Origin of the sequence: Mycobacterium sp. 852002-53434_SCH5985345 (assembly GCF_001667155.1) — a bacterium.
Taxonomy (GTDB): Bacteria; Actinomycetota; Actinomycetes; order Mycobacteriales; family Mycobacteriaceae; genus Mycobacterium.
In genome coordinates, this window is record NZ_LZIE01000053.1 from 215,948 (window position 1) to 235,734 (window position 19,787).

The window sequence follows — 19,787 nt, forward strand, 5'->3', positions numbered from 1 at the left end:
TTCGACCCCGGCGACACCCCTCGGTGAGGGTGGCACGGGCGATTTGAGCGGTAGTCTGGCTCGCCGTGTACCTCAAGAGTCTGACGCTGAAGGGCTTCAAGTCCTTCGCATCGCCGACGACTCTGCGTTTCGAGCCGGGCATCACCGCGGTCGTCGGGCCCAACGGTTCCGGCAAATCCAACGTCGTCGACGCCCTGGCCTGGGTGATGGGGGAGCAGGGAGCAAAGACCCTGCGCGGCGGCAAGATGGAAGACGTCATCTTCGCCGGCACCTCGTCGCGGGCCCCACTGGGCCGCGCCGAAGTCACGGTCACCATCGACAACTCCGACAATGCGCTGCCGATCGAATACTCGGAGGTGTCGATCACCCGCCGGATGTTCCGTGACGGCGCCAGCGAATACGAAATCAACGGCGCCAGTTGCCGTTTGATGGACGTGCAGGAGCTGCTGAGCGATTCCGGGATCGGCCGCGAGATGCACGTCATCGTGGGGCAGGGCAAGCTCGACGAGATCCTGCAGTCGCGACCCGAAGACCGTCGCGCCTTCATCGAAGAGGCCGCCGGCGTGCTCAAGCACCGCAAGCGCAAGGAGAAGGCCCTCCGCAAACTCGACGCGATGTCGGCGAACCTGGCCCGGCTCACCGATCTGACCACCGAGCTGCGCCGCCAGCTCAAACCGCTGGGCCGCCAGGCCGAGGTGGCCCGTCGCGCCCAGACCATCCAGGCCGACCTGCGTGACGCCCGGTTGCGCCTGGCGGCCGACGACCTGGTCAGCCGGCAGGTGCAGCGCGACGCCATCTTCGAGGCCGAGGCGGCCATCCGCCGCGAGCACGACGAGGCCGCCGCCCGCCTGGCCGTGGCGTCCGAGGAGCTCACCGCGCACGAGGCGGCGGTGACCGAACTGTCGGTTCGCGCCGAATCCGTGCAGCACACCTGGTTCGGGCTGTCCGCGCTGGCCGAACGGGTGGCCGCGACGGTCCGCATCGCCAGCGAACGCACGCACCATCTCGACACCGAACCCGCGCCGCCCAGCGACACCGACCCCAGAAAGCCGGAAGAGCTGGAAGCCGAGGCCGAGCGGGTGGCCGTCGCCGAGCAGCAATTGCTGGCCGAATTGGCCGAGACGCGCAAGCGGCTCGATGCCGCCCGCGCCGAACTGGGCGAACGTGAACGCGAGGCCGCCGAGGCCGACCGGGCTCACCTCGCTGCTGTGCGGGCCGAGGCGGACCGGCGGGAAGGCCTGGCGCGGCTGGCCGGTCAGGTGGAGACCATGCGGGCGCGGGTCGAATCGATCGACGACAGCGTCGCCCGGCTGTCCGAACGCATCGAACAGGCCGCCAGCCGCGCGCAGCAGTCCAAGGCGGAATTCGAAACCGTGCAGAGCCGCGTCGGCGAACTCGACCAGGGCGAGGTGGGTCTGGACGAGCACCACGAGCGGACCGTCGCCGCGTTGCGGTTGGCCGACGCACGCGTCGCCGAACTGCAATCCGCCGAACGCGACGCCGAACGCCGGGTGGCCTCGCTGCGGGCCCGCATCGACGCGCTGTCGGTCGGGCTGGAGCGCAAGGACGGCGCGGCCTGGCTTACCGAAAATCATTCTCAGGCCGGGCTTTTCGGGCCAATCGCCAAGCTGGTCAAAGTCCGCTCCGGCTACGAGGCGGCGCTGGCGGCTGTGCTGGGATCGGCGGCCGACGCGCTGGCCGCCGAAAGCTTCGGGGCGGCCCGGTCCGCCGTCGCCGCCCTCAAACAGGCCGATGGCGGCCGCGCGGCGCTGGTGCTCGGTGACTGGCCCGCCGACCACCAGGCGGCGCGCGACGCCCTGCCGGGCACCGCCTTATGGGCGCTGGACCTGATCGAGGCGCCCGCGCGGCTTCGCGGTGCCATCACGGCGATGCTCTCGCGGGTCGCGGTGGTCGACGACCTGGATCAGGCGCTCGAACTGGTGGCGACGCGGCCGCAGTTGCGCGCGGTCACGCTCGACGGCGACCTGGTCGGCGCGGGCTGGGTGAGCGGGGGCTCCGACCGCAAGCTGTCCACGCTCGAGGTGACTTCGGAAATCGACAAGGCCGGCAGCGAGCTGGCCGCCGCGGAGTCGCAGGTCGCCCAGTTGACCGCGGCGCTCTCGGGCGCGCTGACCGAGCAGGCCGCGCGCCAGGACTCCGCCGAACAGGCATTGGCCGCGCTGAACGAGTCCGACACCGCGATCTCGGCGATGTACGAGCAGCTGGGCCGGCTCGGGCAGGAGGCCCGCACGACCGAAGACGAGTGGAGCAGGCTGCTGCGGCAGCGCGAGGAGCTCGAATCCGGTCGCGCGCAGACGCTCGAGGAAGTCACCGAGCTGGAAAACCGGCTGCGCAACGCTCAACAGACGCAGCACTCGGACGCCGAAGAACCCACCCATGCGGAGGTCCGCCAGCGGATCGCCGCCGCCGCGGAGGCCGCCCGCAGCGCCGAGGTGGAGGCCCGGCTGGCGGTGCGGACCGCCGAGGAGCGGGCCAATGCGGTGCGCGGGCGCGCGGATTCGCTGCGCCGTGCCGCGGCCGCCGAACGCGAGGCACGGCTGCGGGCCCAACAGGCGCGCGAGGCGCGGCTGCGCGCGGCCGCCGTGGCCGCCGCGGTGGCCGACTCCGGCCGGCTGCTGGCGCAGCGGCTGGACAGGGTGGTCGCGGCGGCGTCGAAGATCCGCGACGCGCTGGCGGCCGAACGCCAGGAGCGCGCGACGGCGATGGCGGCGGTGCGCGAAGAGGTGAACGTGTTGAGCGCCCGGGTGGCCACCCTCACCGACTCGCTGCACCGGGATGAGGTGGCCAACGCGCAGGCGGCCATGCGCATCGAGCAGCTGGAACAGATGGTGCTCGAGCAGTTCGGAATGGCGCCGCCCGACCTGATCGCCGAGTACGGGCCGGACGTGGCCCTGCCGCCCACCGAGCTCGAGATGGCCGAATTCGAGCAGGCGCGCGAACGCGGTGAGCAAGTGGTCGCGCCCGCTCCGATGCCGTACGACCGGGCCACCCAGGAGCGGCGCGCGAAACGCGCCGAGCGGGAACTCGCGGAGCTGGGCCGGGTCAACCCGCTGGCGCTGGAGGAGTTCGCCGCGCTGGAGGAGCGCTACAACTTCCTGTCCACCCAGCTCGAGGACGTCAAGGCCGCCCGCAAGGACCTGCTGGACGTCGTCGCCGACGTCGATGCCCGCATCCTGCAGGTGTTCAGCGATGCCTTCGTCGACGTGGAACGCGAATTCCGGGAAGTCTTCACGGTGCTGTTCCCCGGCGGCGAGGGCCGGCTGCGGCTCACCGATCCGGACGACATGCTCACCACCGGCATCGAGGTGGAGGCCCGTCCGCCCGGCAAGAAGATCACCCGGCTCTCGTTGCTGTCCGGTGGCGAGAAGGCGCTGACCGCGGTGGCGATGCTGGTGGCCATCTTCCGCGCCCGCCCGTCGCCGTTCTACATCATGGACGAGGTGGAGGCCGCGCTCGACGACACCAACCTGCGCCGGCTGATCAGCCTGTTCGAGCTGCTGAGGGCCCGGTCGCAGCTGATCATCATCACGCACCAGAAGCCGACGATGGAGGTCGCCGACGCGCTGTACGGCGTGACCATGCAGGGCGACGGCATCACCGCGGTGATCTCACAGCGGATGCGCGGGCAGCAGGTGGAGCAGCTGGTCTCGCAGTCTTCGTAGCGGCGTAGACCCCGCGCCGACCGCGCGGCGTCGCGCCCCTGAAACAATGTCACCGTGTCCCAAGGTCTTTGGATCGCCATCGCGGTCGTCGCTGTCCTGGTTGTCGTCGCGGCGCTGGTCCTGGGGCTGGTGCGGTACCGCCGCCGGCAGATCACCTTCACGGCCAAGCCGGAGCCCGGCGCGATCGACCGCTCGGGCGGCTACACCGCGTCGTCGGGCATCACCTTCAGCCAGACCGCAACCGCCGATCGGCTCGACACCACGGGCCTGCCCGCGGTGGGCGACGACGCCACCATTCCTCGCGACGCGCCGCGGCGCACCATCTCGGAGGTCGAGCTCCCCGAACCGGAGACGCTGGAGACCCCCGCCGCACCGCCGGTAGCACCGGCGCCCACGCCGCCGGCCGCCGAGCCGCCACCAGCGGCCCCCGAGATCGAGGCCATCGCGCCGCCCGAAGGCCGCCTCGAGCGCCTTCGCGGCCGGCTGGCCAGGTCGCAGAACGCGTTGGGACGCAGCGTGCTGGGCCTGATCGGCGGCGGCGACCTGGACGAAGACGCTTGGCAGGACGTCGAGGACACCCTGCTGGTCGCCGACCTCGGCCCGGTGGTCACCGAGTCGGTGATGGCGCAGCTGCGCGCCCGCCTGGCCGGCAGCGATGTGCGCACCGAAGCCGACGCGAAGGCCGTACTGCGCGACGTGCTGATCCGGGAGCTGCACCCCGACATGGACCGCTCGATCCGCGCGCTGCCGCACGATGACCACCCGTCGGTGCTGCTGGTCGTCGGTGTGAACGGCACCGGAAAGACCACCACCGTAGGCAAATTGGCCCGGGTGCTGGTGGCCGACGGACGTCGTGTCGTGCTCGGCGCCGCCGACACCTTCCGGGCCGCGGCGGCCGATCAACTGCAAACCTGGGCGTCCCGCGTGGGCGCGGAGGTGGTACGCGGGCCCGAAGGCGCCGACCCGGCATCGGTGGCGTTCGACGCCGTCGACAAGGGCATCGCCTCGGGCGCCGACGTGGTGCTCATCGACACCGCCGGCCGGCTGCACACCAAGGTCGGGCTGATGGACGAGCTCGACAAGGTTAAACGCGTGGTAACACGACGCGCCGCGGTCGACGAGGTGCTGCTGGTGCTCGACGCCACCATCGGGCAGAACGGCCTGGCCCAGGCGCGGGTCTTCGCCGAGGTCGTCGAGATCACCGGCGCCGTGCTGACCAAGCTGGACGGTACGGCCAAGGGCGGCATCGTATTCCGCGTCCAACAGGAACTCGGGGTACCGGTGAAGCTGGTCGGGCTCGGGGAGGGTCCCGACGATCTGGCGCCGTTCGAGCCGGGTGCCTTCGTCGACGCCCTGCTCGGCTGAAACCCCTTACAGGGCGAGCCGGACGTTAATACCGCCGAAACACGGCGGCCCCACTGCGGAAACAACAATTGCGCATGGTTCTCGCAGGCCACAGGCGTCGCCTGCCGGCCATTCATGTCCGACCGGAGGTGAGCGAGTGGCATTCCCGCAATTGGGCCAACCAGATACCGGCGATACCGCCTGGATGTTGGCGAGTTCCGCGCTAGTGCTGTTGATGACGCCAGGTCTTGCGTTCTTCTACGGCGGCATGGTGCGCACCAGAAGCGTGCTCAACATGATCATGATGAGCATCAGCGCCATGGGCGTCGTGACGGTGCTCTGGGTGCTCTACGGCTACTCGATGTCGTTCGGTGACGACCGGGGCGGCGTCGTGGGTAATCCGACCGATTACTGGGGCCTGGCGAAGCTCATCGGCGGCAACGCCGTCAAGGCGGACCCGAGCAAGGGCGTCACGCAGGTGGACATCCCGTTGGCCGGCACCATGCCCGCGACGGTGTTCGTGGCCTTCCAGCTGATGTTCGCGATCATCACCGTCGCGCTGATCTCGGGCGCGGTGGCCGATCGGCTCAAGTTCACCGCGTGGCTGGTGTTCGCCGGGCTGTGGGCGACGCTGGTCTACTTCCCGGTCGCACACTGGGTCTTCGCCGCCGACGGCTTCGCGTCTGAGCACGGTGGCTGGATCAACAACAAGCTGCACGCCATCGACTTCGCCGGAGGGACGGCGGTCCATATCAACTCCGGTGTGGCCGGCCTGGCGCTGGCGATCGTCCTGGGCAAGCGCCGCGGGTGGCCCACCACGCTGTTCCGGCCGCACAACCTGCCGTTCGTGATGCTCGGCGCAGGCTTGCTGTGGTTCGGCTGGTTCGGATTCAACGCCGGTTCGGCGACCAGTTCGAACGGGTCCGCCGGAGCGACGTTCATGACCACCACGGTCGCCACGGCCACGGGCATGCTCGCGTGGCTGCTGACCGAGCGCATCCGCGACGGGAAACCCACGACGCTGGGAGCGGCGTCCGGCATCGTCGCCGGACTGGTCGCCATCACACCGTCCTGCTCGTCGGTCAACATCCTGGGCGCGATCGTCGTCGGCGCGGTGGCCGGAGTGGTGTGCGCGCTGGCGGTCGGGCTGAAATTCCGGTTCGGCTTCGACGACTCGCTCGACGTGGTCGGGGTGCACATGGTCGGCGGTCTGGCGGGCACCTTGCTGGTCGGCCTGCTCGCCGCGCCGGAGTCCACCGCGATCAACGGGGTGGCCGGGGTGTCGAAGGGGTTGTTCTACGGCGGCGGCTGGGCCCAGCTGGAGCGGCAGGCGGTCGGCGCCTTCGCCGTCCTCTTCTACTCCGGCATCGTCACGCTGATCTTGGCTTTGATCCTGAAGTACACGATCGGGTTGCGTGTCGACGCCGAGGAAGAATCAACCGGCATCGACGAGTCTGAGCACGCGGAGAGCGCGTACGATTTCGGAACGATCGGTGGGCAGGGATCCGTTCTTCCGGCGGCGCGGGTTCCCCTGGAGGACCGCAACGGCCTGGAGGAGGACCGAGTGGGCGACAAAGTGGAGGCAGAGCAGGCATGAAGCTAGTCACCGCAATTGTGAAGCCGTTCACCCTCGATGACGTGAAGACCAGCCTCGAGGACGCGGGCGTCCTGGGCATGACGGTCAGCGAAATCCAGGGGTACGGGCGGCAGAAGGGCCACACCGAGGTTTACCGGGGTGCTGAATACTCGGTGGATTTCGTGCCGAAGGTGCGGATCGAGGTGGTGGTCGACGATTCCATCGTGGACAAGGTCGTGGACAGCATCGTCCGGGCGGCGCGCACCGGCAAGATCGGTGACGGCAAGGTCTGGGTAACCCCCGTGGAAACCATTGTGCGCGTGCGCACGGGTGAACGCGGAACCGATGCCCTCTGACTCCTAGCCGCACATTGCTGAACCAGGCCGGACGGGCCGGGAGGGTATGACAAGCCCATCCGACAGGTCATCTGAAGCGGGGACAGGAAGCGCCGGCGGGGCAGCCGATTTGGCTGCCTCGCGGCGCCAACTGCTGTCGGAGGGCGCTCACCTCGGCGCCGCGGAGCTCCGGAAAGCCTGGCTGGAGCTTCATGAATCCTGGCTGGTCGCCAAGGCCGGCGAGATCGGCATCGCCGACGGTAGCGGTTTCGCGGTCGTCGGGGTCGGTGGTCTGGGCCGCCGCGAGCTGTTGCCGTATTCCGATCTCGATCTAATGCTGTTGCACGACAACAAGTCTGATACCCAATTGCAGCGGGTCGCCGACGGATTGTGGTATCCGCTGTGGGACGCCAACGTCAGGCTCGACCACAGCGTGCGATCGGTGTCCGGGGCCCTCGGCGTCGCCAACAGCGACCTGGTGGCCGCGCTGGGCATGCTGGACGCCCGCCACATCGCCGGGGACGAGCGCCTGTCGGCGGAGCTGATCGACGGGGCTCGACGCCAGTGGCGCAGCGCAATCCGGTCCCGCATGGACGAGCTCGTCGCCATGACATATGAACGCTGGCAACGGTGTTGGCGAATCGCTCAGCGGGCCGAACCGGATCTGAAGTCGGGGCGCGGCGGCCTGCGCGACGTCCAACTGCTCGACGCGCTGGGCGTCGCGCAGCTCATCGACCGCCACGGCATGGGTCATCCCGACGCGCCCGGCGGATCGCTGAACGCCGCGTACCTCACGCTGCTCGATGTCCGCACAGAACTGCACCGGGTATCCAAGCGCGGACTCGACCAACTGCTGGCTCAGTTCGCCGACGAGGTCAGTGCGGCCTTGGGCGTCGGGGATCGATTTGCGTTGTCCCGCATGCTCTCCAGCGTCAGCCGCACCATCGCGTACCACGCCGAAACCGGGCTCCGGACCGCGCAGAACGCCCTGCCCCGACGCGGCCTCACCGCCCTGGTGCGGCGCCCGAAGCGGCGACCGCTGGACGAGGGGGTGGTCGAGTACGACGGCGAGGTGGTGCTCGCCCGCGACGCCCAACCCCAAACCGATGCCGGCCTGGTGTTGCGAGTCGCCGCCGCGTCGGCGGACACCGGCCTGCCGATCGGCGCCGGCACGCTCAAGCGACTCGCCGACAGCGTCCCGGATTTACCCTCGCCATGGCCGCGGGAGGCGCTGGACGACCTGCTGGTCGTCCTGCTGGCCGGGCCCACGGCGGTGAACACGATCGAGTCCCTGGACCGCACCGGGCTGTGGGGCCGACTGTTCCCGGAATGGGATGCGGTGCGCGACCTTCCGCCGCGCGACGTCTCGCACAAGTGGACCGTCGACCGGCACATCGTCGAAACCACTGTCAACGCGGCCCCGCTCACCACCCGCGTGGCGCGATCTGACCTGCTCGCCCTCGGCGCGCTGCTGCACGACATCGGCAAGGGGCGCGGCACGGACCACTGTGTGCTCGGCGCGGAATTGACGATCCCGATCGGCAACCGGCTGGGGCTGTCGGCCCAGGACACCGACACGCTCGCGGGAATGGTCCGCCACCACCTCCTGCTGCCGATCACGGCCACCCGAAGCGATCTCAACGATCCCAAGACCATCGAGTCGGTGGCCGCGGCCCTGCGCGGCGACCCGCAACTGCTCGAACTCCTGCACGCACTGGCCGAGGCGGATTCGAAGTCCACCGGTCCCGGGGTGTGGAGCGACTGGAAGGCGTCGTTGATCGACGACTTGGTCCGTCGCTGCCGGCTGGTGATGGCGGGCGAGCCGCTGCCGGAGGCCGAACCGATTGCGCCCCACTATCTTTCGCTGGCGGCTGGCCGCGGCGTGCACGTGGAGCTGCACCCCGGTGACCGGGAGCGCTTGACCGCGGTGATGCTCGCGCCGAACCAGCGCGGGCTGGTTTCGAAAGCAGCGGCGGTGCTGGCGGTGAACTCCCTGCGTATCCATTCGGCGTTGGCCAACATTCACGACGGCGTGGCGATCGTCGAGTTCGTCGCGTCGCCGGTGTTCGGCTCGCCGCCCGAATCAGGCTTACTGCGCCAGCAATTCAACGGTGCCCTGGCCGGCGACCTCGACGTCCTCGGCACGCTGGAAAGACGCGACAGCGACGCGGTCAGCGCCGCGACGGCCCGGGCCGGCGAGATTCAGGCCGGGGTGCCCGTCACCCGGTCTACCGCCCCGCCGCGCATCCTGTGGCTCGACGCGACGACCGCCGGCCAGTTGATCTTCGAGGTCCGGGCCATGGATCGGCTGGGTCTGCTCGCGCTGTTGACCCGTGCGCTGGAACGCGCGGGGTCCGACATCGTCTGGGCCAAGGTCAACACGTTCGGCTCGACCGCCGCCGACGTCTTCTGCGTGACGGTGCCGGCGCACGGCGAGCACGACGCGCGAGCCGCGATCGAGCAGAACCTGCTCGCCGTGTTGGGCGGCCCCACGGTCGAAGTGCTCCAGGAGCCGGTCGGCGACTAGCGGGGTCAGGCGTGCTCGGCGTTGAGTCGCCGCAGGGCCTCGATGCGGTCCTGGATCTGTTCGCGGGTCGCGGCGGCGATCGGTGGCCCCCCGCAACGACGGCGAAGTTCGCTGTGAATCCAGCCGTGCGGCTTGCCGATGCGGTGGTGGGTGGCCGACACCAGGCTGTTGAGCTCGCGGCGCAGCTCGCGCAGTTGGCCATGCATCGACGGCGGCCCCGACACCGCGGCCGGCGCACCCTGTGCGGCCCGTCGCTGCAGCTGCTCGTCCTGCCGGCGGTGCAGCAGCGCCCGCATCTGATCGGCATCGAGCAACCCCGGGATGCCGAGGTAATCGGCCTCCTCGTCGCTTCCGGCCGGCGCGGCGGTGCCGAACGACGACCCGTCGAAGATGACCTGATCCAGCTCCGCGTCGGCGCCCAGTGAGGTGAAGCCGTTGTCGGCCTCGGTCTTTTCGGTCTGCGTCCTGATGGCGGGATCGCCGTCGAGGGGGTCGTCGTCGGGGCGGTGCGGATCCCCCAGCACGTGATTGCGCTGGGCCTCCAGCTCGCTGGCGAGCTGCAGCAGATTGGGTACCGACGGCAGGAAGATGCTGGCGGTCTCGCCCGGCCGGCGCGATCGCACGAAGCGGCCGATGGCCTGCGCGAAGAACAGCGGAGTGGAGGCGCTGGTGGCGTAGATGCCGACCGAGAGCCGGGGCACGTCGACGCCTTCGGAGACCATCCGCACGGCCACCAGCCACCGGCTGGTGCCGGCGGCGAATTCGCTGATGCGCGCGGAGGATCCGGGATCGTCGGACAGCACCACCGTCGGCGCCTCGGAGGTCAGCCTGGTCAGCAGGGTTGCGTAGGCGCGCGCCGCGGTGCGGTCCGAGGCGATGATCATGCCGCCGGCGTCGGGCACGTGCGCGCGCTTCTGGCTCAGCCGCTGGTCGGCGGCCGCGATCACCGCGGGCATCCATTCGCCGGCCGGGTCGAGCGCCGTGCGCCAGGCCCGCGCCGTGTGCTCGGCGGTCAGCGGCTCGCCCAGCCGCGCGGCGTGCTCCTCGCCGGCACTGTCCCGCCAGCGCGCCTCCCCGGAGTAGGCCAGGAAGACCACCGGTCGGACCACCCCGTCGGCAAGAGCCTCGGCGTAGCCGTAAGTGTGGTCGGCCTGCGAACGCCGCACCCCGTCGGCGCCCGATTCGTAGGCGACGAACGGGATGGGGCTGTCGTCGCTGCGAAAGGGCGTGCCCGTCAAGGCGAGCCGGCGCGTCGCATCGCCGAAGGCCTCGCGGATGGCCTCACCCCAGGTCTTGGCGTCACCGCCGTGGTGAATCTCGTCGAAGACCACCAACGTCTTGCGCTGCTCGGTGCGTACCCGGTGCAGCGTCGGATGCGCCGCGACCTGAGCGTAGGTGACCATCACGCCGTGGTACTCGCCCGACATCAGGGCATGGGAGTTGGAGAACTTCGGGTCCAGGGCGATGCCGTGCCGTGCGGCGGCCTGGGCCCACTGCACCTTGAGGTGCTCGGTGGGCACCACGACCGTGATCTGCTCGACGACGCGCTGGCTCAGCAGTTCCGCGGCCACCCGCAGGGCGAACGTCGTCTTGCCGGAGCCCGGGGTCGCCACGGCCAGGAAATCGCGCGGTTGGCCGGCCAGGTATTTCACCAACGCCCGGCGCTGCCAACCCCGCAGCGCACGGCCGCTGTCGTCGACGGGAGACTCCGTGCGAGCGAGCGGTTGCACGGACATTTCCCCCGTTTGTTGTAATTGTCGACCCGGCCAGAGTGGTGAAGCGGTGGCTGTGAAATCTAGCACGCCAACGCTTTTCGGCGCAGTAACGACTCGGGCGCGGCTACCGTGGCCGGCCCGCGAGGTCGCGGGTCTGCAGCCACCCGTGGATGCGTTGCGCGACGTCAGCCCACCCCGGCTCGAGCATCATGTTGTGGCCCATCGGGAAGAATTCCGGTTCGGTCGCATACGCGCGCGCCGTGGCACGCACATCGCCGGCGCTGACGAAGCCGTCGTACTGCGCGCCGAGGACCAGGATCGGCGTGGTCACCCGCCGCGTTCTGACACGGCGGACCACGGGATCGGTCATGGCGGCGCGGATGCTCTCGGCCCCCGCGCGTTGCCTGCAGGATTCGACGACCGCCTCGGGCGTGTCGGCGCAGAACAGGTACTCACGGACCAGAGCCGGGGTGGCGAGGAATTTCAGCAGCGTGGGGTCGGTCCAGGCTTCCATCGTCATCGATGGCCGGCGGCGCCAGACGCGCACCGCCAACCTGAGCACGCCCTGCGGCGGTACGGAGCCCACCAGGACCGCCGCCGGGGCGCCGCGTGTTTCGAGGTGGCGCTGGATGACGAAGCCACCCAGCGAATGGCCTATCAGCACGGGGTCGCCGCCCAGTTCGTCGGCCACCGAACGGAGGTCGTCGATGTAGTCGGCGATGGAAACCTTGTGCAGCGGCTTGGCCGTCGGGCTGGCGCCGTGCCCCCGCAGGCTCATCGCGACCGCGCGGTAGCCCGCGTCGGCGAAGAAGTCCAGGAAGTGCTCCCAGCACCACGCGCCGTGCCAGCCGCCGTGCACGAACAGCAGCGGCACCGGATGATCTCGGCTGCAGGATCCTTTGTCGATCACCTCGAGCATGGGAACCATTCAAACCCGCTCGCCGTTTCGGCGAGACTGAAACTACGCACACCTTTATCGGCGCGTCGTGTGCGTAGTTGCGGTGTCGCGGTCGATGGGCGGCGCCAAGCCGGCCGGGCTGGACTACCACTAGGCTGGCGGGGTGTTTGAATCGCTGTCCGACCGGTTGACCGGTGCACTTCAGGGACTACGCGGCAAGGGTCGACTGACCGACGCCGACATCGAGGCCACCACCCGCGAGATCCGGCTGGCGCTGCTGGAAGCCGACGTGTCGTTGCCCGTGGTGCGCGCGTTCGTCACCCGGATCAAGGACCGCGCCCGGGGTGCCGAGGTCTCCGGCGCCCTCAACCCGGCGCAGCAGGTCGTCAAGATCGTCAACGAAGAGCTCATCGGCATCCTGGGTGGGGAAACCCGCCAGCTGGCGTTCGCCAAGACGCCGCCGACCGTGGTGATGCTCGCCGGTCTGCAGGGTTCCGGTAAGACCTCGCTGGCCGGAAAGCTGGCCGCGTGGCTGCGCGGGCAGGGGCACACTCCGCTGTTGGTGGCGTGCGACCTGCAGCGGCCGGCCGCGGTGAACCAGCTGCAAGTCGTCGGTGAGCGCGCCGGGGTACCGGTGTTCGCGCCGCATCCCGGCGAGTCCCCCGGATCGGGGCCCGGTGACCCGGTCGCGGTCGCGGCGGCGGGGCTCGCCGAGGCCCGGGCGAAGCACCACGACGTCGTCATCGTCGACACCGCCGGCCGGCTGGGCATCGACGACGAGCTGATGTCCCAGGCCGCGGCCATCCGCGACGCCGTCAATCCCGACGAAGTGCTGTTCGTGCTGGACGCGATGATCGGGCAGGACGCCGTGACCACCGCGGAGGCGTTCCGCGAGGGCGTCGGCTTCACCGGGGTGGTATTGACCAAGCTCGACGGTGACGCCCGCGGTGGCGCCGCGTTGTCGGTGCGCGAGGTGACCGGCGTCCCAATCCTTTTCGCCTCCACCGGCGAGAAGCTGGAGGACTTCGACGTCTTCCACCCCGACCGGATGGCCGGCCGCATCCTGGGCATGGGCGACGTGCTGAGCCTGATCGAACAGGCCGAGCAGGTCTTCGACGCCGAGCAGGCCGAGGCCGCCGCCGCCAAGATCGGCACCGGCGAGCTGACGCTGGAGGACTTCCTCGAGCAGATGCTCGCCATCCGCAAGATGGGTCCGATCGGCAACCTGCTGGGCATGCTTCCCGGCGCCGGGCAGATGAAGGACGCGCTGGCACAGGTCGACGACAAGCAACTCGACCGCCTGCAGGCCATCATCCGCGGCATGACGCCCCAAGAGCGGGCCGACCCGAAGATCATCAACGCCTCCCGGCGGCTGCGCATCGCCAACGGGTCCGGCGTCTCGGTGTCCGAGGTGAACCAGCTGGTGGACCGGTTCTTCGAGGCCCGCAAGATGATGTCGTCGATGCTCGGCGGCATGGGCATCCCCGGCATGGGTCGCAAGTCGGCGACCCGAAAGGCCAAGGGCGGCAAGGGCAAGAAGGGCAAGAAGGGCGGGCGGGGCCCGACGCCGCCCAAGGCCAGGAACCCCCTCGGCGCCGGGATGCCGGGCATGCCGGCCGGATTCCCGGACCTTTCGCACATGCCGGAAGGCCTCAACGAGCTGCCGCCCGGGCTGGCGGATTTCGACCTGTCCAAACTCAAGTTCCCAGGCAAGTCGTGACGATCGCGAGCGCGGCGAAGCCGGGCGAAGTCCCCCGCAAGCGGGAGGTGCCCCCAGGTCGTCACCGTCGGACCCGACGAAACTGACCCGCTGTGCGCATGCACGTGCGAGGTGTTGGGCTGCCGGACGAGACCCCAACCGAGCTGTGGATCGTCGGCGGGCGCATCAGCACCGAACCGGTCGCGGGGGCCGACACCGTCTTTGACGGCGGCTGGATCATCCCGGGCCTGGTGGACGCGCACTGCCACGTCGGGCTCGGCGAGCACGGCGAGATTCGGCTCGACGAGGCGATCGCCCAGGCCGAGATCGAACGCGACGTCGGTGCGCTGCTGTTGCGGGACTGCGGCTCACCGACCGACACCCGCAGCCTCGACGACCACGAGGATCTGCCGCGCATCATCCGGGCCGGAAAACATCTGGCCCGGCCCAAGCGGTATGCGGCGGGTTTCTCGCGCGAGCTGGAAGACGAGTGGCAACTGCCCGAGGCGGTGGCCGAAGAGGCGCGGCGCGGCGATGGCTGGATCAAGCTGGTCGGCGACTGGATCGATCGCAGCGTCGGCGACCTCGCACCGCTGTGGTCCGACGACGTGCTCAAGGCGGCCATCGACACCGCACATGCCCATGGCGCCCGGGTCACCGCGCACGTCTTCAGTGAGGACGCGCTGCCGGGCCTGGTCAGGGCCGGCATCGACTGCATCGAGCACGGCACCGGCCTCACCGATGACACCATCGCGCTGATGGTCGAGCACGGGACCGTCCTGGTCCCCACGCTGGTCAACATCGTCGAGAATTTCCCGGGTATCGCCGACGCCGCGGCCGGGAAGTATCCGACCTACGCCGCCCACATGCGCGACCTGCATGCACGCGGGCTGTCGCGGATCGCCGCGGCCCGTGATGCGGGCGTGCCGATCTACGCCGGCAGTGACGCCGGCACCATGGTCGCGCCCGGGCGCATCGCCGACGAGATCGAAGCGCTCAAGGGCATCGGCATGAGCCCGACCGATGCGTTGGGCGCGGGGTGCTGGGACGCCCGGCGCTGGCTGGGCCGCCCCGGCCTCGATCACGGCGCTTCCGCCGACCTGCTGTGCTTCGCGGACGATCCGCGGTCGAGCCCGGCCGCGCTGCACCGTCCGGACCTGGTGATTTTGCGCGGCAAGGTGTTCCGCTCGCCGACGTAGCCCGGAATCGGCCCTGTTCACGGGGTTGCCGCGCCGGCTTCCGGAAAAGATTGCGAGTGCTTGCTATCTATGTTACGGTCCATGTCACCACGACAACTGGAGGCAAAAGTGGCTTACGACGTGATCATTCGCGAAGGGCTGTGGTTCGACGGCACCGGCAGCGCGCCGCAGACCCGCACGCTGGGTATTCGCGACGGCGTGGTGGCCACCGTGTCGGACGGGCCGCTGGACGAGACGGGCTGCCCCGAGGTGATCGACGCGGCCGGCAAGTGGATCGTGCCCGGCTTCGTCGACGTGCACACCCACTATGACGCCGAGGTGCTGCTGGATCCGGGCCTGCGGGAGTCCGTGCGGCACGGTGTCACCACCGTGTTGCTCGGGAACTGCTCGTTGTCGACGGTCTACGCCAGCTCCGAGGACGCCGCCGACCTGTTCAGCCGCGTCGAAGCCGTGCCGCGCGAGTTCGTCTACGGCGCCCTGCAGAACAAGACGTGGTCCACCGCAGCGGAATACATCAAGGCCATCGACGCCCTGCCGCTCGGGCCGAATGTCGGCTCGCTGCTTGGCCATTCGGACCTGCGGACGGCGGTTCTCGGGCTCGATCGGGCCACCGACGCCACCGTCACGCCCACCCCCGCCGAGCTGGAGCAGATGGCGGCCCTGCTGGAGGAGGCGCTCGACGCCGGGGTGCTCGGCATGTCGGGGATGGACGCGGCCATCGACAAGCTCGACGGTGAGCGATTCCGGTCGCGGGCGCTGCCGTCCACCTTCGCGACCTGGCGCGAGCGCCGCCGGCTCATCAAGGTGCTGCGCAAGCGCGGACGCATGCTGCAGAGCGCGCCCAACGTGGCGAAGCCGTCGTCCGGAATGCTCTTCTTCCTGGCCAGTAGCCGGATCCTCAACCGCGGCAAGGGCGTTCGCATGAGCATGCTGGTATCCGCCGATGCCAAGTCGATGCCGCTGTCGGTATACGTCTTCGGCCCGGGGACCCGCTTGCTGAACAAGCTGCTGGGCTCTCATGTGCGATTCCAGCATCTGCCGGTGCCGTTCGAGTTGTACTCCGACGGAATCGATCTGCCGGTCTTCGAGGAATTCGGCGCCGGAACGGCCGCCCTGCACCTGCGGGACCAGTTGGAGCGCAACGAGTTACTTGCCGACAAGGAATACCGCCGGAAGTTCCGCAAGGAGTTCGACCGGATCAAACTCGGACCGTCGTTGTGGCACCGCGACTTCCACGACGCGGTCATCGTCGAGTGCCCCGACGAGTCGTTGATAGGCAAGAGCTTTGGGGCCATCGCCGACGAGCGCAAGCTGCACCCGCTCGACGCATTCCTGGACGTGCTCGTCGAGAACGGCGAACGCAACGTCCGGTGGACGACCGTCGTGGCCAACCACCGCCCCAAGCTGCTCAACGCGCTCGCCAATGAGGGCAGCGTGCACATGGGCTTCTCGGATGCCGGTGCGCACCTGCGCAACATGGCCTTCTACAACTTCCCGATCAAGCTGCTCAAGCGGGCTCGGGACGCCTCCCGGGCGGGCGCACCGTTCATGCCCATCGAGCAGGCGGTGCATCGCCTGACCGGCGAACTGGGGGAGTGGTTCGGCGTCGACGCCGGCACGCTGCGGCAGGGCGACCGCGCGGACTTCGTGGTGATCGACCCGGCCGGCCTCAACGAAACGGTCGAGGGCTACTACGAGGAGGAGGTGCCGTTCTACGGGGGCTTGCGGCGCATGGTCAATCGCAACGACGACGCCGTCGTCGCGACCGTGTGGGCGGGGCCGTCGTCTTCCGCGCGGGGCAGTTCAGGGACGGCTACGGCCGGACCTTGAAGTCGGGCCGCTACCTGCGCGCGGGCCAGCGACACCGGGGCCGGAGCGCCCTGAGAATCGGGGGCTGACGTGGCCAGAACCCAGCAGCAGCGTCGGGAAGAGACCGTGGGACGGCTTCTCGACGCCTGCATCGCCACCATCATCGAGGTCGGATACGCCCGAGCGTCGGCGGCCGTGATCACCAAGCGCGCCGGGGTGTCGGTGGGCGCCCTGTTCCGGCACTTCGAGACGATGGGCGACTTCATGGCCGCCACGGCGTCGGAGGTGCTGCGTCGTCAGCTCGAGACGTTCACCAAGCGGGTCGCCGAAATCCCGGCCGATCGGCCGGCGCTCGAAGCCGCCCTGGCGATACTCCGCGACATCACCGCCGCCCCGAGCAATGCCGTGCTCTACGAGCTGTTGGTCGCCGCGCGCACCGACGAAAAGCTCAGGGCCACTTTGCAAACCGAGCTGCGCCAGTACTCGGCGAAGATTCACGACGCCGCCCGTACGCTGCCCGGGGCCGAAAGCTTCCCCGAGGAAACGTTCCCGGTGCTGGTCGCGTTGCTGACCAACGTGTTCGACGGGGCCGCGGTGGTGGAGGGGGTGCTGCCGCAGCCGCAGATCGCCGAGCAACGGATCCCGATGCTGATGACGCTGCTGTCCGCGGCGGCGGGGGACGCGGGCCTGGCGGAATAGCTACAGCGAGCCGATGCTGGACTGCGGGCCTTGGGCGAATCCCCAGTCGAACAACGTCGCCGCCTGGTCCCAGTACGTCGGGCCGCCCTCTTTGATCAACCCGTACATCATGGCGATGACCAACCGACGGCCACCGCGGGCGGCGGCCCCGACAAAGGTCTTGCGGGCCGCGTTGGTGAACCCGGTCTTGCCGCCGATCGCGCCGGGGTAGCGCTGCAACAGCTCGTCCTGATTGGTGATGAGGTGTTCGCCGTTATCGCCGGGGAACATCGCCGACGGCTCGGCCGTGATCTGAGCGAACACCGGGTTGGCCATCGCGGCGCGGAAGATGACGGCCAGGTCGTGCGCGGTCGATGACCCGGATCCGCCTGGCCCATCGAGCCCGGACGGCGTCGCGGCATGGGTGCTCGTCGCGCCGAGCGAGGCGGCCTTGGCGTTCATCTTGGCGACCGTGACTTCGGGCCCGCCCAGCATGTGCGCCAGCGTGTTGGCGGCGTCGTTACCCGAGACCAGCAGCAGGCCGTCGAGGAGCTGACGTGCGGTGTAGGTGCGGCCCGGTTTGATGCCGACGCAATTGCACTCCACCTGGGTGTCGGCGGTGTCGGCGACGACGGTGGAGTCCAGGCTCACCGAGTCGAGGACCACCTGGGCCAGCAGCGTCTTGATCGTGCTCGCCGGCGGGTGGGCCACGTTCTGGTCGCGGTCGGCCAGCACCTGGCCGGTGTCGAGATCGGCGACGATCCAGGTCTGGGCCGGGCCGTCCGGGATCGGCACCGAGCCCACCGGCTGCATGCTGTCGGCCCGGGCCGTGGGGACGGTTGCCCCGTACGCACCCACCGTGAGCAGGGCCGCCGCTGCGGCCATGACCTTGCGCATGGCCGGAAAGTCTAACTTCCGGGCCTGTTCGGCGTCGATTTCAGTACTGTCCGATGCATGTTGAGCCTGGCCGAGATTTCCGACCGCTTAGAGATCCAGCAGCTTCTGGTGGACTATTCCACCGCCATTGACCAGCGCCGATTCGACGATCTCGACCAGGTGTTCACGGAAGACGCGTACATCGACTACACCGCCCTCGGCGGCATCGAGGGCCACTACCCGGAGGTCAAGAAGTGGCTGTCGGAGGTGCTGCCGAACTTCCCGGTGTACGCGCACATGCTCGGCAACTTCTCGGTGCGCATCGACGGGGATAAGGCCTCGTCGCGGGTGATCTGCTTCAACCCGATGGTGCTCGGCGGGGACAAGGAGCAGGTGTTGTTCTGCGGGCTCTGGTACGACGACGAGTTCGTCCGCACGCCGGACGGCTGGCGGATGACCCGTCGGGTCGAGACCAAGGTCTTCCAGAAGGTCATGTAGGCGGCGGCCGCCGCCGCGATTTCTGGGGCGGCGCCCTGGTCTGGCACAATGGGCGGCTGTCCGCCGAGCGATTACGCATCGCTTCGTGGTCATACACGCGAGGCAAAACCGGATCCGGGCATCCCCGCCCCGATCGCTGAATTGCAGCGTGACACACACAGGAGAACCCGCTTAACCATGGCTGTGAAGATCAAGCTGACCCGGCTTGGCAAGATCCGCAATCCCCAGTACCGCATCGCCGTCGCCGACGCTCGGACGCGGCGCGACGGTCGCTCCATCGAGGTCATCGGCCGCTACCACCCGAAGGAAGACCCGAGCCTCATCGAGATCAACTCCGAGCGCGCGCAGTACTGGCTGTCCGTGGGTGCTCAGCCCACCGAGCCCGTCCTCAAGCTGCTCAAGATCACCGGCGACTGGCAGAAGTTCAAGGGCCTGCCGGGCGCCGAGGGCCGCTTGAAGGTCGCCCCGCCGAAGCCCAGCAAGCTCGAGCTGTTCAACGCCGCGCTGGCCGAGGCCGAGGGCGGTCCCACCACCGAGGCGGCGAAGCCGAAGAAGAAGGCGCCGGCGAAGAAGGCCGCCAAGGCCGCCGAGCCAGAGGCGGCGGCTGCCCCCGAGACGCCGGCGGAGCCGGCCGCTGAGGCCGCGCCGGCGGAGACGGCCGCCGAGGGCGGCGAGCAGGCCGCGCCGAGCGCCGAAAGCTGACCGACGTGAGCACCGTCGTCGTTGACGCAGTGGAGCACCTGGTCCGTGGGATCGTCGACAACCCCGACGACGTCCGGGTCGACATGGTGACCAGCCGCCGTGGCAGAACGGTCGAGGTCCACGTCCATCCCGACGACCTGGGCAAGGTGATCGGTCGCGGGGGTCGCACCGCGACTGCGCTGCGCACGCTGGTCGCCGGTATCGGTGGCCGCGGTATCCGCGTCGACGTGGTGGACACCGACCAGTAG

Annotated in this window: 14 protein-coding genes and 1 pseudogene; 12 read left to right on the plus strand and 3 right to left on the minus strand. The window is 69.5% G+C overall.

What is annotated here, in order from left to right:
- Positions 1 to 65: 65 nt before the first annotated feature.
- From smc to A5756_RS12530, 5 genes are all read left to right on the plus strand, one after another.
- On the plus strand, positions 66 to 3,683 hold the full coding sequence (smc, locus tag A5756_RS12510) for a chromosome segregation protein SMC (RefSeq protein ID WP_066952559.1): 3,618 nt from the start codon (positions 66 to 68) through the stop codon (positions 3,681 to 3,683).
- Positions 3,684 to 3,737: 54 nt separating this feature from the next.
- Entirely contained in the window at positions 3,738 to 5,048 is a 1,311-nt protein-coding gene (gene ftsY / locus A5756_RS12515; RefSeq protein WP_066952561.1) for a signal recognition particle-docking protein FtsY, read from the plus strand.
- A 184-nt stretch (positions 5,049 to 5,232) separates the two neighbouring features.
- Entirely contained in the window at positions 5,233 to 6,624 is a 1,392-nt protein-coding gene (locus A5756_RS12520) for an ammonium transporter (RefSeq protein WP_066952563.1), read from the plus strand.
- Positions 6,621 to 6,959, plus strand: a complete 339-nt coding sequence (gene glnB / locus A5756_RS12525; protein WP_066952569.1) for a nitrogen regulatory protein P-II — start codon at positions 6,621 to 6,623, stop codon at positions 6,957 to 6,959. Before A5756_RS12520 ends, glnB begins: the two co-directional genes overlap by 4 nt.
- Before the next feature lie 46 nt (positions 6,960 to 7,005).
- Positions 7,006 to 9,465, plus strand: coding sequence for a [protein-PII] uridylyltransferase (locus A5756_RS12530; RefSeq protein ID WP_082960021.1), 2,460 nt, complete (start codon positions 7,006 to 7,008; stop codon positions 9,463 to 9,465).
- A gap of 5 nt (positions 9,466 to 9,470) precedes the next feature.
- Here the strand turns inward: A5756_RS12530 and A5756_RS12535 are convergent, their stop codons facing one another.
- Positions 9,471 to 11,201, minus strand: a complete 1,731-nt coding sequence (locus A5756_RS12535) for a DEAD/DEAH box helicase (protein ID WP_066952573.1) — start codon at positions 11,199 to 11,201, stop codon at positions 9,471 to 9,473.
- Positions 11,202 to 11,304: 103 nt separating this feature from the next.
- Positions 11,305 to 12,099, minus strand: a complete 795-nt coding sequence (locus tag A5756_RS12540; protein ID WP_066952575.1) for an alpha/beta hydrolase — start codon at positions 12,097 to 12,099, stop codon at positions 11,305 to 11,307.
- Between the two features lie 142 nt (positions 12,100 to 12,241).
- Here A5756_RS12540 and ffh point away from each other — a divergent pair, with 142 nt between their 5' ends.
- The 4 genes and pseudogenes from ffh (at position 12,242) to A5756_RS12560 (ending at position 17,484) form a co-directional block, all read left to right on the plus strand.
- Positions 12,242 to 13,798, plus strand: a complete 1,557-nt coding sequence (gene ffh / locus A5756_RS12545) for a signal recognition particle protein (RefSeq protein WP_066952577.1) — start codon at positions 12,242 to 12,244, stop codon at positions 13,796 to 13,798.
- Positions 13,799 to 13,896: 98 nt separating this feature from the next.
- On the plus strand, positions 13,897 to 14,976 hold the full coding sequence (locus A5756_RS12550) for an amidohydrolase family protein (protein ID WP_156659462.1): 1,080 nt from the start codon (positions 13,897 to 13,899) through the stop codon (positions 14,974 to 14,976).
- 69 nt (positions 14,977 to 15,045) lie between these two features.
- Positions 15,046 to 16,874 (plus strand): annotated as a pseudogene (locus A5756_RS12555) (amidohydrolase family protein).
- A 1-nt stretch (position 16,875) separates the two neighbouring features.
- The gene (locus A5756_RS12560; RefSeq protein ID WP_066952581.1) at positions 16,876 to 17,484 is read left to right on the plus strand and encodes a TetR/AcrR family transcriptional regulator; all 609 of its coding nucleotides are present in this window, start codon (positions 16,876 to 16,878) and stop codon (positions 17,482 to 17,484) included.
- Here A5756_RS12560 and A5756_RS12565 read toward each other — a convergent pair whose 3' ends face one another.
- Positions 17,485 to 18,360, minus strand: coding sequence for a D-alanyl-D-alanine carboxypeptidase family protein (locus A5756_RS12565; RefSeq protein WP_066952583.1), 876 nt, complete (start codon positions 18,358 to 18,360; stop codon positions 17,485 to 17,487). It abuts the gene before it with no gap.
- Between the two features lie 57 nt (positions 18,361 to 18,417).
- On the opposite strand from A5756_RS12565, the gene A5756_RS12570 reads away from it, so the two are divergent.
- The 3 genes from A5756_RS12570 (at position 18,418) to A5756_RS12580 (ending at position 19,787) form a co-directional block, all read left to right on the plus strand.
- The gene (locus tag A5756_RS12570; RefSeq protein WP_066952585.1) at positions 18,418 to 18,837 is read left to right on the plus strand and encodes a nuclear transport factor 2 family protein; all 420 of its coding nucleotides are present in this window, start codon (positions 18,418 to 18,420) and stop codon (positions 18,835 to 18,837) included.
- Between the two features lie 177 nt (positions 18,838 to 19,014).
- Positions 19,015 to 19,539: a 30S ribosomal protein S16 gene (gene rpsP, locus A5756_RS12575; RefSeq protein WP_066952587.1), complete on the plus strand. Its 525-nt coding sequence runs from the start codon at positions 19,015 to 19,017 to the stop codon at positions 19,537 to 19,539.
- 5 nt (positions 19,540 to 19,544) lie between these two features.
- On the plus strand, positions 19,545 to 19,787 hold the full coding sequence (locus A5756_RS12580; protein ID WP_003878715.1) for an RNA-binding protein: 243 nt from the start codon (positions 19,545 to 19,547) through the stop codon (positions 19,785 to 19,787).

What these genes read in the sequence shown, in the direction of transcription:
- A5756_RS12520 (WP_066952563.1), top strand. Translation starts at nt 5,233, where the DNA reads ATGTTGGCGAGTTCCGCGCTAGTGCTGTTGATGACGCCAGGTCTTGCG.
- glnB (WP_066952569.1), top strand. Translation starts at nt 6,621, where the DNA reads ATGAAGCTAGTCACCGCAATTGTGAAGCCGTTCACCCTCGATGACGTG.
- A5756_RS12530 (WP_082960021.1), top strand. Translation starts at nt 7,006, where the DNA reads ATGACAAGCCCATCCGACAGGTCATCTGAAGCGGGGACAGGAAGCGCC.
- A5756_RS12535 (WP_066952573.1), bottom strand. Translation starts at nt 11,201, where the DNA reads ATGTCCGTGCAACCGCTCGCTCGCACGGAGTCTCCCGTCGACGACAGC.
- A5756_RS12540 (WP_066952575.1), bottom strand. Translation starts at nt 12,099, where the DNA reads ATGCTCGAGGTGATCGACAAAGGATCCTGCAGCCGAGATCATCCGGTG.
- A5756_RS12550 (WP_156659462.1), top strand. Translation starts at nt 13,897, where the DNA reads ATGCACGTGCGAGGTGTTGGGCTGCCGGACGAGACCCCAACCGAGCTG.
- A5756_RS12565 (WP_066952583.1), bottom strand. Translation starts at nt 18,360, where the DNA reads ATGCGCAAGGTCATGGCCGCAGCGGCGGCCCTGCTCACGGTGGGTGCG.
- A5756_RS12570 (WP_066952585.1), top strand. Translation starts at nt 18,418, where the DNA reads ATGTTGAGCCTGGCCGAGATTTCCGACCGCTTAGAGATCCAGCAGCTT.
- rpsP (WP_066952587.1), top strand. Translation starts at nt 19,015, where the DNA reads ATGGCTGTGAAGATCAAGCTGACCCGGCTTGGCAAGATCCGCAATCCC.